We start from the raw sequence: 13,831 nt of genomic DNA, 5'->3' as shown, positions 1-13,831 counted from the left end.
CCGGACAGGCGGATCAAACGAGGCGGCGGTTGCGCAGGGTCTCGGACGGGCGGCAGCCGTACTGACGGCGGTAGTATTGGGCGTAGCGGCCGAAGTTGACGATGCCGCATTCCAGCATCATCTCGGTGACGCTGCGGTCCTCGTCCTCGTCGATCAGCGCCTGGTGCAGCTTTTCCAGCCGGTGACGGCGGATATATTCGGTCGGCGTCATGCCGACGAACTGGCGGAAGCCGTTTTCGAGGCTGCGCACGCTGACGCCGACCTGCTCGGCCAGCTCGCTGACCGAGATCGCCCGGTCGAGCGATTCGTGGATGATGTCGCGGCCGCGCCGGACATGCCAGGGCGCGACGTCGTTGCCGCTGAGCGCGATCCGGTCGGAATAGCTGTTGGAATAATGGCTGAGCAGCATTTCGATCAGCAGCGTCAGGCATTGCTTCTGGGTGCGGTCGTTCGCCATCAGCGCCGGGGTCGCGTGGGTCTGGTCGATGATGTAGCCAAGCGTGCTGCGCCAGGCGACCGGCAGGTCCTGCCCACGCTCGCGCGCTGGATAGAAGACCAGCGGCCGCGAGGTCGATATGTGCATCACCCGGGCAAGGTAATCCTCGATCGCCGACCAGGCGATGCGCACCGTCAGGTGGCTGCATTCCGGCGTCATGTGGATCTTGATCGGCATGCCGGGCGAGCTGACGTAGAGGTTGTCCGGCCGCATTTCGCCGCGCACCCCGCCCGACCAGATCGAGGTCGTGCCCTGCATCGCGGCATGGACGAGGAAATGCGATTCCAGTTCGCCGGGGTCGATCCACACGTCGGTGCCGTAGCAGATGTTGACGATCCGCGCCGACGCGATTTCGAAGCAGCTGAGCTTCGCCGCCATTTGCGACGGGTTATGCGCGTCCATGCGGTGCGGCGCCAATGCACGCGCGACGTAGTCGACGACCTCGTCCGGGTTCCGGGACTGGAATACCGGCTTTTGAACGCGGGCACTCCCATCGGCGCAGGAAAGCATAACCCCTCCTTGCCGGCCGCTCGACCGCGGGCGGTGGCCTCTATGCGGTCGACACCAGCGTCGCAGTTCTCTGTTGCCTGCAAAGGGCGGGCAAATTAGTCGAAATGTCAAGCAAAAACGGGTCTGTGCGATCAGCCTTATCGTGCGGCTTGCGGCTTGCTCATGCGCGTTTCGGATAGCAGTGGATTTCGCGCTCCGCTTAGCACATCCTATTCATTCATCACGGCAAGGAGCGGTTATGGCGGACGTCGTTGACCAGAAGAATCGGCTTGGGGACGCGGCGCGCGCGTTCGTTTCGGGCCCTGTTCAAATGCTGATCGACGGTCAGTGGGTCGATTCCGAATCGGGCCGGACGCTGACCGTGACCGACCCGGCGACCGGGCTGGCGATCACCACCGTGCCGGCCGGCACCGCCGGCGATGTCGACCGCGCGGTCAAGGCGGCGCGGCGGGCGTTCGAAGGGGCGTGGTCCGCTCTGCGCCCGGTCCACCGCGAACGATTGTTGCTGAAGCTGGCCGACCTTGTCGAGGCGCATGCCGACGAATTGGCCGAGCTGGAGACGCTGGACAACGGCAAGCTGCTGCCGATGGCGCGCTACGGCGACCTGAATATCGCGATCGATTCGCTACGCTACATGGCCGGCTGGGCGACCAAGATCGAGGGGACGACGATTTCGCCTTCCTTTGCCTATGTACCGGACGTCAGCTTCACCTCGCACACGCTGCGCGAGCCGGTTGGCGTCGTCGGCCAGATCATTCCGTGGAATTTCCCGCTGGTCATGGCGGTGTGGAAGATCGCACCGGCGCTGGCGGCCGGCTGCGCCGTGGTGCTGAAGCCGGCGGAAGATACGCCGCTGACCGCGCTTCGGCTGGGCGAGCTGATCTGCGAGGCCGGCATTCCCGATGGCGTGGTCAACATCGTCACCGGCGATGCCGAGCCGGGCGCGGCACTGGTCGACCATCCGGACGTCGACAAGATCGCCTTCACCGGGTCGACCGAGGTCGGCCAGATCATCCAGCGGCGGACCGCCGACACGATGAAGCGCGTGTCGCTGGAACTGGGCGGCAAGTCGCCGGTCGTCATCCTGAAGGACGCCGACATCGGCATGGCGGTGCAGGGCGCGGCGCAGGCGGTGTTCTTCAACCACGGCCAGGTGTGTACCGCCGGATCGCGGCTGTTCGTCGAACGGCCGATCTACCACGCGGTAATGGAGGGGTTGGCGAACGTCGCGCAGAGCTTCGTGCTCGGTTCCGGCTTCGACCAGAACGCGCAGATGGGGCCGCTCGTTTCCGCCAAGCAGCGCGAGCGGGTGCAGGCCTATCTGGAATCCGGCCGGAAGCAGGGCGGGCGGCTGGTCGCCGGCGGCGACGCGGTCGACCGGCCGGGCTTCTTCTTCAAGCCGGCGGTGTTCGCCGACGTGCGGCCGGACATGACGATCTACCGCGAGGAGATTTTCGGCCCGGTGCTGGCGGCGACGCCGTTCGACGATGTCGACGCCGCAGTGCGGCTGGCCAATGACAGCATCTATGGGCTGGGCGCCAGCGTGTGGACCAACAACCTGGGTCTTGCCAACCAGGTGGTGCGCAAGCTGAAGGCAGGGTCGGTGTGGGTGAACTGCCACAATCTGCTCGACCCGGCGGTGCCGTTCGGTGGAGTCAAGATGTCCGGTTACGGCCGCGAACTGGGCCATGCCGCGCGCGACCTTTATACCGAGGCCAAGTCCGTCACCATGGCGCTCGGATGACGGCGGGCGGCGCTGCGGCGGCGCTTGGCGCAAGGATCGAGCGTGCCGCCGCGCTGAACGCGATCGCAGAGGTCGATACCGCCGCGCTGGTACGGGAAGGCGCGCCGTCCGCCGACGGCGCGCCCTTCGTCCATGTGAAGGACAATATCGCCGTGCGCGGCCTGCAATGGACGGCGGGCACGCCGCTGTTCGCCGGGGTGCGGGCGCGGCGCGATGCGGCGGCGGTGCGCCTGCTGCGCGAGGCCGGCGCCAGCTTTCCGCTGAAGACGACATTGCATGAACTGGCGTTCGGCGTGACCGGTGCCAACGGCTGGACCGGCGCGATCGCCAACCCGCACGCGCCCGGCCGGGTGGCGGGCGGATCGAGCGGCGGCGGCGCGGCGGCGCTGGCGGTCGGCCTTGGCGATCTGGCGCTGGTGACCGATACCGGCGGATCGGCGCGGATTCCGGCGGCGTTCTGCGGGGTGATCGGTTTTCGCCCGTCGACCGGACGTTATCCGGCAGACGGTATGATCGCGCTGACCCCGAGCCGCGACACGATCGGGCTGATGGCGCACGATCTGCGCCGGATCGTGCGGGCAGACGCGATTCTGGCGGGCGAGACCGCGGCGCTGGAGCCGCGTGACCGACCGGTGCGGATCGGCATCGCTACGGAAGCCGTGCTGGGGCCAATGGAACCGGATGTTACCGACGCTTATCGGCGCTGTGTCGCTCTGGTCGTGGCAGCGGGGCATTCTGTCGTCCCTGTCGATCTGGCGCCGATCCTGGCGATCGACGAATCCTGTGGTTTCGCGATCGCGTTGCACGAGACGCAGGCGTCACTGCGCGCGTCTACTCCGGCGCTGACCGGGCGGCCGTTCGAGGACCTGCTCGCTGCCGTCGCCACCCCGGACGTTGCCCATCTGCTGGCGCTGGCGGCGGGCGGCGAGGCGGTAACCGCCGCACGCTATGCCGACGCGATCGGTCGCGAATGGCCGGGGTTGCGCCGCGCCTATGCCGCGCTGTTCGCCGACGAGATCGACGCGCTGCTGCTGCCGACGACGCCGGTGACCGCGCCACTGATCGGCGGCGGTGACAGCATCGCGCTGAACGGGGAGCAGGCGCCGACGTTCCCGACGCTGACCCGCTTCACCCGTGCCGACAGCATGGCGGGTCTGCCGTCGATCAGCCTGCCGTTCGGCCGCGACGACCGAGGCCTACCGATCGGCATGATGCTGAGCGCCGCACGCCATGCCGACGCAATGCTGCTTGCGCTGGCCGGCGACCTGATGGCGTTGGACGGATTTCCGGCCGCCGGCTGAATGGTATCGCGATGCGCCTGGCGTCTTTTTGACGCCCAAAAACGCACAATGCCTTCAGAATGCGGATAGCAGGCATATTCGCGAATTGAGAGACTGCCCCCACTAATCCGGCCGCAGCCGGCGGTTCCCGCCGGCTGACAGGCGATGAGGCATAAGGGGGGATGAAGTATGGCCAAAGGCAGTTCGAACGGGAATCGCGCGCTGTCATCGGTGCTGCTGGCGGGGCTGCTCGCCACGACGAGTGGTGCCGCGCTGGCGCAGGAGCAGGGTGGCGCGCCGGGCGCCGATGCGCTGGAGACGATCACCGTCACCGCGCGCAAGCAGACCGAGAACCTGCAGGACACGCCGATTTCGATCACCGCGTTCAGCGCCCAGCGGCTGGAGGCGCAGGGCATCGCCCAGGTCAACCGCATCCAGGACTTCACCCCTAACCTGACCTTCGCCAACATCCCGTCGAACAGCGGTGTCGCGTCGAACGCGGCGGTCTATATCCGCGGCATCGGCCAGAGCGACTTTGCGCCGACAGTGGAGCCGGGCGTCGGCATCTATGTCGACGGTGTTTATCTGGGCCGCACCGTCGGCGGGGTGTTCGACCTGATCGACGTCAACTCGGTCGAGGTTCTGCGCGGGCCGCAGGGCACGCTGTTCGGCCGCAACACGATCGGCGGCGCGATCAACGTCACCACGATCCAGCCCGACGGCGACGTTCGGGTGAAGGGCGATTTCAAATATGGCACCGACGACCTGGTGAACCTGCGCGCCATGGTCAGCGGGCCGCTGGCCGACGGCCTGTATGCCAAGGTGGCCGGCGGCATATTCCGCCAGGACGGCTATGTGAACGCGCCGGCGCTGGGCAAGAAGCTGGGCAACAAGGATAGCAGCACGATTCGCGGCACGCTGCGCCTTGCCCCGGTGGACAGCGGGCTGGAGATCACCCTGTCCGGCGACTACACCCGCGATAAGAGCCATGGCGCGCCGGTGGTCATCACCGGTATCGACCCGAACGAGGCCGGCAGCTTCGTCACGCTGCAGAATTTCATCGCGACCGGCTTCGGCAACCCGGCCGACTGCCTGACCGCGGCGGCGGTGACCAACACCAGTTGCTATAACCAGCGCCTTTACAGCCACGACACCAACTATTCGACCGGGCCGACCTTTTCGGACCTGAAGCTGTGGTCGGCGTCGCTGACCGCGTCCTACGAGATCGCCGACGACATACAGTTGAAGTCGATCACCGCTGTCCGCCGGATCAACGGCAGCTTCGCGCAGGATCGCGACGGATCGAACCTGGGTATCAACCACGTCTACGACGCGTTCACCCAGAAGCAGTTCAGCCAGGAATTCCAGTTCGTCGGCAAGACGATGGACGGGCGGCTGAACTGGGTGACCGGCCTCTATTTCTTCAAGGAGAAAGGCCAGGACATCAATCCGATCGACTTCCTGGTCGTGTCGGCCCAGTCCGGCGGCTATTACGATTACAAGAACTGGGCGGCTTTCGCCCAGCTAGGCTTCAAGGTCACTGATGCGCTGACCCTGACCGGCGGCATCCGCTATACCGAGGATCGCAAGGATTACCTGCCGGACCAGTATGTCGTCTCGACGCTGCTGCCGTTCCTCGACATTCCGACCGGCACGCGGACCGTCCCCTACCAGACGGTTGAAGCGAACGTGAACAAATGGACGCCGATGGTCAGCCTGTCCTATCAGGTCCAGCCCGACCTGATGCTCTATGCGACCTATTCGCAGGGCTTCAAGGGCGGCGGCTACACCCAGCGCATCTTCCCGCCGGAAGCCAGCCTGCCGAGCTTCAGGCCGGAAACCGTCGACTCCTATGAAGCCGGTTTCAAGCTGATGGCGCTCGACAACCGACTGCGTCTGAACGCCGCCGCCTTCTACACCGACTATCAGGACATGCAGTTGCTGGTCGCGGACGCCAGCCGGGTCGGCCCATTCATCACCAACGCCGGCAAGGCGCGCATCCAGGGGCTGGAGATGGAGGGCAACTTCGCCCCCGGCGACGGCTGGCGGCTTAATGCTGCGGTCGGCCTGACCGATGCGAAGTTCAAGCGGCTGGACGCCGGCGTGCAGGGGCTGACACTGGATTCCAGGTTCGTGCTCGTATCGAAATGGACGCTGAGCGCCTCGGCGGAGAAGGAGAACGAACTAGGCAGCGTGGGCTTGCTGACGCCGCATGTCGATTGGTCCTACCGTTCCGGCTTCTTCACCAACGCCAACGGCATCAACGATCCGCTGCTCTACCAGCCGGGCTACAGCGTGGTGAACGCCAGCATCCGCTGGCAGGACCCGAGCCGGGTCTATTCGCTGACTTTCGGCGTCGACAATATCGGCAACAAGAAGTTCCGGGTGTTCGGCGACTATCAGCCGAGCTTCGGCTTCTACATGCAGGCATTCGATCGTGGCCGGCAATATTACGCCAAGGCCGGTGTTTCCTTCTGATGCACGAGTGAGGGCCAGTTGATGACCGAGCTTGGAATGACCCGGCGCGCCACGATGCGCGGCCTTGCCTTGGGCGGGGCACTGATTCTGGCGCCCGGGGCGCTGGCCGCCGTTGCGGCGCCGGACCGGCGGAGCGCGACCACCGCCGCGCTGCTGCGCACGACCTTCCCGCACCGCGCGCTGACCGACGATTTCTATCGGAGTGTCGCCGACCGCTATCTGAAAGAGGTTGCGGCCGACCCGGCGGCGATGAAAGCGCATGACTTGGGCCTCGCCGAACTGGACGGATCGCATATCGCGCCGTTTGCCGAGCTGCCGGCGGTCATCCGGCGCAGCCTGGTCGAGAAGGTCGACCAGTTGCCGTTCTTCAAGGCGCTGCAATGGCGTGGGGCGGAAATGATCTACCGCGACCCGGCGGTGTGGAAGCTCGTCGGTTATGAAGGGTCATCCGTCGAGTATGGCGGCTATCTGGAGCGTGGATTCAACGACATAGACTGGTTGCCGAAGGCGGCGGCAGGGGGGCAGGGATGACCAGCTTCGCATTGAACGACAGCTCGGTCTTCGTCGTCATCGGCTCCGGTGCCGCCGGCGGTACGCTGGCCAACGAACTGGCACAGCGTGGCCACAAAGTCGTCTGTCTGGAAGCCGGGCCGCGCCTACAGATGGCCGATATCGTCAACGACGAAGCGGAGATGTTCGGCAAGCTGACCTGGCTCGACCGGCGGATGGCGACCGGCAAGCCCGACCCCAATTTTCCGGTATGGAACTGCAAGACCGTCGGCGGCACGACGATGCACTGGACCGCCGCCTGCCCTCGGCTGGAGCCGCACGAGATGCGCGCGCTGACGACCTATGGCGTGATGCCGGACACGACGCTGGTCGACTGGCCGGTGACGCCGGAGGAATTGGAGCCGTGGTACCAGAAGGCGGAGCTGCGGCTGGGCGTGACCGGCAAGAACGGCCTTCCGTTCCTGCCGCCGGGCAACAATTTCAAGGTGCTGGAAGCCGGAGCGCGTAAGTGCGGCTATACCGACATCGACACTCATCACATGGCGATCAACTCGATCGATCGCGACAACCGGCCGGCCTGCCACCAGTTGGGCTTCTGCACGTCCGGCTGCGCGATCGGCGCGAAATGGTCGACCCTCTATACAGAGATCCCGAAGGCGGAGGAGACCGGCCGGTTCGAGCTGCGGCCGGAATGCATGGCGACCGGCATTGCGCTGAACGATGCCGGTCGGGTTGAAAGCGTCACCTATCTGCATAACGGCAAGAGCGTGACGCAGAAGGCGCGGGCGGTGGCGGTGGCGGGCAACGTCGTCGAGACGACGCGGCTGCTGCTCAACACGAAAAGCGCGCGCTTCCCCAATGGCCTGGCGAACAGTAGCGGCCTGGTCGGGCGCAATTACATGCGCCACTTCACCATCCAGGTGATGGGGGTGATGCCGGGCAAGGTGCATTTCTACCGTCAGACCCACCTGGCCGGGGTGGTCCGCGACGAGCGCGGGCACAGGCCGGAGCGCGGCTTTGCCGGCGGCTTCCTGATTAATACCGTGCCGTTCACGCCGGAAATTCTGGCGAAGAACATGCTGATCGGTGGCTGGGGCCACGAGCTGACCGACATTCTGGCGAAGTATGACTATCTGGCCGGGATGCTGCTGACTGGGGAGGATCCGCCGCAACTGTCCAACGCCATCACCCTCCACGCGACCGAGCGCGACGGCTACGGCCTGCCGGTGCCGGTGGTCCATTACGAGGACCATCCGAACACCATCGCGATGAAGAATTACGCGTGGAAGGCGGGGCGGCGGATCTACGAGGCGCTGGGCGCTGAACAGATTGTCGAGATGGGCGATTATATCCCTGCCACGCACAATATGGGCACGGCGCGGATGGGCACGGACCCCAAGGCCAGCGTCTGCACCCCCTATGGCCAGACGCATGATGTGCCCAACCTGTTCGTTTCGGACGGCAGCCTGTTTCCCACGTCCGGCGGATGCAATCCGACGCTGACCATCGTCGCGCTGGTGCTGCGCCAGGCGGAGCATATCGACCAGGCGCTGAAGGCGGGGCGGCTGTAGCGCCAGATTCGGCGCGGGCAGGCAAGGCTGGGCGCAGGCGCCAAACCGCCGACATGAAAAACTGGGGAGCGGAGCCGGCTGCTCCCCACCACTGCAGCAAAAAGAACAGTAATTCCGTAGGCTTCGGCGCCAATCCCGCGCGCTGGATAAAAATCTCGTTCCTCTCTTGTTCTAGTAGAACAAACTATGTACATAAGCCGGAGTGCGTTGAACCCGGCGCATGGGCGATCTACGAGGGAGCCTGCCATGTCGGCACAGCTTAGAGTCATCGACAGCGGAACTGCGGGGAATATGGACAGGCAAAAGGCATTGGAAGCGGCGCTCGCGCAGATCGATCGCGCGTTCGGCAAGGGCTCGGCGATGAAGCTGGGCAGCAAGGAAGCGATGCAGGTGGAGGCGATCTCCACAGGTTCGCTCGGGCTGGACATTGCGCTTGGTATCGGCGGCTTGCCGCGCGGCCGCGTCGTCGAGATTTATGGGCCGGAAAGCTCCGGCAAGACTACACTCGCACTGCACGCGATCGCCGAGGCGCAGCGGGGCGGCGGTACCGCTGCCTTCATCGACGCCGAGCACGCGCTTGACCCGGTTTACGCGAAGAAGCTTGGTGTCGACATCGACGAACTGATCGTGTCGCAGCCCGATACCGGCGAGCAGGCGTTGGAGATCGCCGATACGCTGGTCCGCTCGAACGCGATTGACGTGCTGGTCATCGACTCGGTCGCCGCCCTTGTCCCCCGCGCCGAGATCGAGGGCGAGATGGGCGACAGCCATGTCGGCCTCCAGGCCCGGCTGATGAGCCAGGCGCTACGCAAGATCACCGGCTCGATCAGCCGTTCGCGCTGCATGGTCATCTTCATCAACCAGATCCGCATGAAGATCGGCGTGATGTACGGCAATCCGGAGACGACGACCGGCGGCAACGCGCTGAAATTCTACGCGTCCGTCCGTCTCGACATCCGTCGCACCGGCCAGATCAAGGACCGCGACGACATCGTCGGCAACAGCACGCGGGTGAAGGTGGTGAAGAACAAGGTCGCGCCGCCGTTCAAGCAGGTCGAATTCGACATCATGTACGGCGAGGGCATTTCAAAGATCGGCGAGATCCTCGACCTTGGCGTTAAGGCAGGGCTGGTCGAGAAATCCGGCGCCTGGTTCTCCTACGACTCGATCCGCATCGGCCAGGGGCGGGAGAACGCCAAGACCTATCTCAAGGAAAACCCGGAGCTGGCGGCGAAGCTGGAAAAGGCGATCCGCAACCACACCGATCGGGTGGCCGAGGAAATGATGACCGGACCCGGTGCGGACGACGCCGACGATCTGTGATCCGGCCGGGCACGGTGACGGCCGTGCCCCAGCCGACCGGATGCGTTGCGGCGCTGTTCGTGCCAAGCACCCAAGGCCCGCCGGACGCCCCGGCGGGCCTTTCGTGTCGCTGTACCCGCCCCGTTGCACGGGTGTACGCCGATCATTGGGGCTGACGGTGCGCCGATGGCGCTGACAGCGCAACCAACCGATGATCCAGGGTGGGTGGTTGGCCGTCTTTCGTGATCGCTTGCCGGTCGGCGATGCCGTTTGCGGTGATGCTCGCCGGTAATGATGGACGGCATGGCGTATCTGCGCGGTGCGTCAGCCTGCGCGCTCGGCCAATGGGGAGGGGCGCAGCATATCCGATCCACGGCACAGTGAGGCGCGCGGCATAGCGGCGGCAAACGAGTGAGGGATCCGCGAGGGGGCGGACGGTGGTGGCTGCCCACTCCGGAGCCGCCGGCACCGCTGGCGTGGGCATCCTGCCTTGCGGCAGGATGGATAGTGCGTGGGACGGGCGCCGGCGATTGACACGGATGGGTGCGGCATGGCCTGATCCCCCGGCGCAGGGCGTTTGGCCCGATGCCGGGGAGCGGGAGAGCCGCATGACCATTATCGTCCACCATCTGGAAAGCAGCCGGTCGCAGCGCATCCTGTGGATGCTCGAGGAGCTGGAGTTGTCCTATGAGGTGCGGCGTTATGCCCGCGATCCGAAGACGATGCTGGCGCCGCCGGAACTGGCGAAGGTGCACCCGCTCGGCAAATCGCCGGTCATCGAGGACGGCGACTGTGTCGTCGCCGAGACCGGCGCGATCGTCGAGTATCTGGTCCAGAAGGCAAACGGCCGGCTCGGCCCGCCGGCCCATCGCCAACTGGTGCTGCGTTACCGCCACCTGCTCCACTATGCCGAAGGATCGCTGATGCCGCCGCTGCTGGTCATGCTGGTCATCAGGCGGCTCGGCTTGCTCGGCCGCCCGGCACGGGCGATGATCCAGCGGATGATCGATGGTCATCTGGACTATCTGGAGGGTGAGTTGGCGGGCAGCGACTGGTTCGTCGGTGACGGGCTGACCGCCGCCGACATCATGCTGAGCTTTCCGTTGGAGGCGGCCCGGCAGCGCGCCGGCCTAGACGCGTCCCGCCCCCGCCTGATCGGCTGGCTGGAGCGCATCCACGCGCGGCCGGCTTACCGGCGCGCGCTGGAGGCCGGCGGGCCGTATGCCTACGCCTGATCCTTGTCGCGACGGCTTGATGGCGCCTTTGGCGGCTCGATCTCCGCCGGTTCGACTGGATCGAGGTCACCCTCCCAGCGGGCGATGACGACGCTCGCCACCGCGTTGCCGACGACGTTGGTCGCCGAGCGGGCCATGTCGAGGAAATGGTCGACGGCGAGGATCAACAACAGCCCGGCCTCCGGAATGTCGAACAGCGCCAGCGTCGCGGCGATGACGACCAGGCTGGCGCGCGGCACGCCGGCAATGCCCTTGGAGGTGATCATCAGCACCAGCAGCAGGGTGATTTCCTGCCCCAGATTAAGATCGATACCATAGGCCTGCGCGATGAAGATCGTCGCGAAGGTCATGTACATCATCGACCCGTCGAGGTTGAACGAATAGCCGAGCGGCAGCACGAAGCTGGCGATCTTCGGCGGCACGCCGAACCGGTCGAGCGCCTCTAGCGTACGGGGGTAGGCGGCCTCCGACGACGCGGTCGAGAAGGCGAGCAGCAACGGTTCGCGAATGTAGCGGACCAGCAGCCGGGTGCGGCCGCCGACGATCAGGAAGCAGATGCCGATCAGCACCAGCCACAACACGATGATGCCGATGTAGAAGGTGCCCATGAAATAGGCGAGATCGCCGAGGATCGCCGGCCCCTGTTCGGCCAGCGTGCTGGTCACCGCCGCGAACACCGCGATCGGGGCGAGGCGCATCACATAATCGGTGATCTGCAGCATCACCGCCACCAGCGCCTCGATCGCCTTGGCGAGCGGCGCCGCCTTTTCGCCGACCGCGGTCATTGCGACACCGACGAACAGCGAGAAGATGACGATCTGGAGGATTTCGTTATCGGCCATCGCCTCGATCATCGAGGCTGGAAAGATGTGGGTGATGAAGGTTCTCAGCTCGAACGCCGCCCGGTCGACGCCGCTGGCGGCGGTGACCGCGGGCAGCGGCAGGTCAAGTCCCACCCCCGGCTGCAGCGCGTTGACCAGCAGCAGGCCGACGGTCAGCGAGATCAGGCTGGCGCCGATGAACCAGCCGAGCGCACGCATGCCGACCCGGCCGAGTGCGGCGGTATCGCCCATGTGATAGATGCCCGCGACCAATGTGGAGAAGACCAGCGGCGCGATAATCATCTTGATAAGCCGCAGGAATATGTCCGTAGCGATGCTGAAATAGCCGGCGATCTGGACCAGCAGCGCTTTGCCTTCCGGCGTGTTGTCACCGATGGAGACGTTGAGGGTCCAGCCGACGATAATGCCCAGGACCAAGCCAAGCAGGATGTAATAGGTCAGGCGTTTCGCCACGCGACGGTCTCCCCCGGTGCGGTTTTTTCCCCCTTTGGAGGTATCGCGTTCGCGCGGTCAAGCACGCGTTGGCCTTGACAGGCGCTTGGCGGGGCGGTTCGAACGTACCGAACCGCCGGGGGACTGCAATGACCGCCATCGATTTTCCGATCCGCCGCCGTGCGTTGCTGGGTGGCGCGGTGCTGCTCGGCGCGTCGGCACTGCTGCCACGCACCGCCTTCGCGGCGGAGATCGATACGAGCGATCTTTCGAACATGACCGGGGACATTGTGCGGATCGGCGCGGCCGAGCGGAGCCGGCGGCTGGATCGGGCCCGGGCGTTGATGACCGCGAACGGCCTGTCGGCGATCATCGTCGAGCCGGGTTCGACGATGGTCTATTTCTCCGGCGTCGAATGGCGCCGCACCGAGCGGCTGACCGCGCTGATCATCCCGGCCGACGGCGAGGCGGTGGTGGTCACGCCGTTTTTCGAGGAGCCGTCGGTTCGCGAGACACTGGGCATCCCGGCGGAGGTCCGTGTCTGGCAGGAGGACGAGGACCCGATAGCCGTCGTCGCCGGCGCCCTGCGCGACCGCAAGGCAGCGGGCGGCGCGGTCGGCATCGAATCGACGGTCCGCTTCTTCGCGTCGGACGGGGTCGCGCGGGCGCTGCCCGCCGCGCGCGTCGTTTCCGCCGACCCGGTCGTCCAGGGCTGTCGGATGGTCAAGACGCCAGCGGAACTGGCGCTGATGCAGAAGGCGTCGGACATCACCGTCGCCGCCTATCGCTGGACCTGGCCGAAGGTGCGCGAAGGGATGGGGCCGGGCGACATCGGCGCGCTGATGAGCGCGGCGACCGCCAAGCTGGGCGGCGGGCCGAAATTCTCCCTGGTCCTGCTCGGCGAGGCGGCCGCGCTGCCGCACGGCAGCGGCAAGCCGCAGATGGTGCGCGAGGGCGAGGTGGTGCTGATGGACTGCGGCTGCTCGGTCGACGGCTATCAGTCGGATATTTCGCGCACCTTCGTGCCTGGCCGCGCGCCCGACGATGTCCGCCGCATCTGGGATCATGTTCGCAAGGGCCAGCAGATCGCGTTCGACACCGCGAAGGTCGGCGTGCCCGCCGGCGCCGTCGACGATGCTGCGCGCGCCTATTACGAGACGCTGGGTTACGGCCCGCGTTATCGGCTGCCCGGCCTGTCGCACCGGACGGGCCATGGCATCGGCCTTGACGGGCATGAGCCGGTCAATTTCGTGCACGGCGAAAAGACGATGCTGGCCGCCGGCATGTGTTTTTCCGATGAGCCAGGGCTGTATTTCCCCGGCCGGTTCGGCGTGCGGCTGGAGGATTGCCTGCACATCACCGAGAGCGGAGCGCGCTGGTTCTCCGAGCCTCCGTCGTCGATCGACCGGCCGTTCGGTTGACCGCCCGGCG

At 65.9% G+C, this 13,831-nt stretch carries 10 protein-coding genes; 8 read left to right on the top strand and 2 right to left on the bottom strand.

Features of this window, described 5'->3' with window-relative positions:
• Window positions 1–13 precede the first annotated feature (13 nt).
• Complete coding sequence (locus E4A53_RS07595; RefSeq protein WP_136162498.1) at window positions 14–1,006, bottom strand: AraC family transcriptional regulator; 993 nt, start codon at window positions 1,004–1,006, stop codon at window positions 14–16.
• A 238-nt stretch (window positions 1,007–1,244) separates the two neighbouring features.
• Here E4A53_RS07595 and E4A53_RS07590 point away from each other — a divergent pair, with 238 nt between their 5' ends.
• From E4A53_RS07590 to E4A53_RS07560, 7 genes are all read left to right on the top strand, one after another.
• Window positions 1,245–2,750 carry an aldehyde dehydrogenase family protein gene (locus tag E4A53_RS07590; protein ID WP_136162497.1) on the top strand — a complete coding sequence of 502 codons (1,506 nt, stop codon included), beginning with the start codon at window positions 1,245–1,247 and terminating at the stop codon, window positions 2,748–2,750.
• Window positions 2,747–4,051: an amidase family protein gene (locus E4A53_RS07585; protein WP_136162496.1), complete on the top strand. Its 1,305-nt coding sequence runs from the start codon at window positions 2,747–2,749 to the stop codon at window positions 4,049–4,051. Before E4A53_RS07590 ends, E4A53_RS07585 begins: the two co-directional genes overlap by 4 nt.
• A 168-nt stretch (window positions 4,052–4,219) precedes the next feature.
• Entirely contained in the window at window positions 4,220–6,508 is a 2,289-nt protein-coding gene (locus E4A53_RS07580; protein ID WP_136162495.1) for a TonB-dependent receptor, read from the top strand.
• Between the two features lie 21 nt (window positions 6,509–6,529).
• Window positions 6,530–7,039, top strand: coding sequence for a hypothetical protein (locus E4A53_RS07575; protein ID WP_136162494.1), 510 nt, complete (start codon window positions 6,530–6,532; stop codon window positions 7,037–7,039).
• On the top strand, window positions 7,036–8,589 hold the full coding sequence (locus tag E4A53_RS07570) for a GMC family oxidoreductase (RefSeq protein ID WP_136162493.1): 1,554 nt from the start codon (window positions 7,036–7,038) through the stop codon (window positions 8,587–8,589). The genes E4A53_RS07575 and E4A53_RS07570 overlap by 4 nt, the downstream gene beginning before the upstream one ends.
• A 246-nt stretch (window positions 8,590–8,835) precedes the next feature.
• A complete protein-coding gene (gene recA, locus E4A53_RS07565; protein WP_136162492.1) occupies window positions 8,836–9,912 on the top strand; it encodes a recombinase RecA in 1,077 nt (358 codons plus the stop codon).
• Window positions 9,913–10,499: 587 nt separating this feature from the next.
• Window positions 10,500–11,126 carry a glutathione S-transferase family protein gene (locus tag E4A53_RS07560; protein ID WP_136162491.1) on the top strand — a complete coding sequence of 209 codons (627 nt, stop codon included), beginning with the start codon at window positions 10,500–10,502 and terminating at the stop codon, window positions 11,124–11,126.
• Here E4A53_RS07560 and E4A53_RS07555 read toward each other — a convergent pair.
• Window positions 11,117–12,421 (bottom strand): dicarboxylate/amino acid:cation symporter, encoded by a 1,305-nt coding sequence (locus E4A53_RS07555; RefSeq protein ID WP_136162490.1) that lies wholly within the window; start codon window positions 12,419–12,421, stop codon window positions 11,117–11,119. The genes E4A53_RS07560 and E4A53_RS07555 overlap by 10 nt on opposite strands.
• A 128-nt stretch (window positions 12,422–12,549) precedes the next feature.
• Here E4A53_RS07555 and E4A53_RS07550 point away from each other — a divergent pair, with 128 nt between their 5' ends.
• The gene (locus E4A53_RS07550) at window positions 12,550–13,821 is read left to right on the top strand and encodes a M24 family metallopeptidase (protein ID WP_136162489.1); all 1,272 of its coding nucleotides are present in this window, start codon (window positions 12,550–12,552) and stop codon (window positions 13,819–13,821) included.
• The last annotated feature ends 10 nt before the right edge of the window (window positions 13,822–13,831 follow it).

This window comes from Sphingomonas flavalba (assembly GCF_004796535.1).
GTDB classification, from domain to species: Bacteria; Pseudomonadota; Alphaproteobacteria; order Sphingomonadales; family Sphingomonadaceae; genus Sphingomonas_L; species Sphingomonas_L flavalba.
The sequence above is the reverse complement of the archived record's forward strand: the minus strand, read 5'-3'. Positions and strand labels throughout refer to the sequence as shown.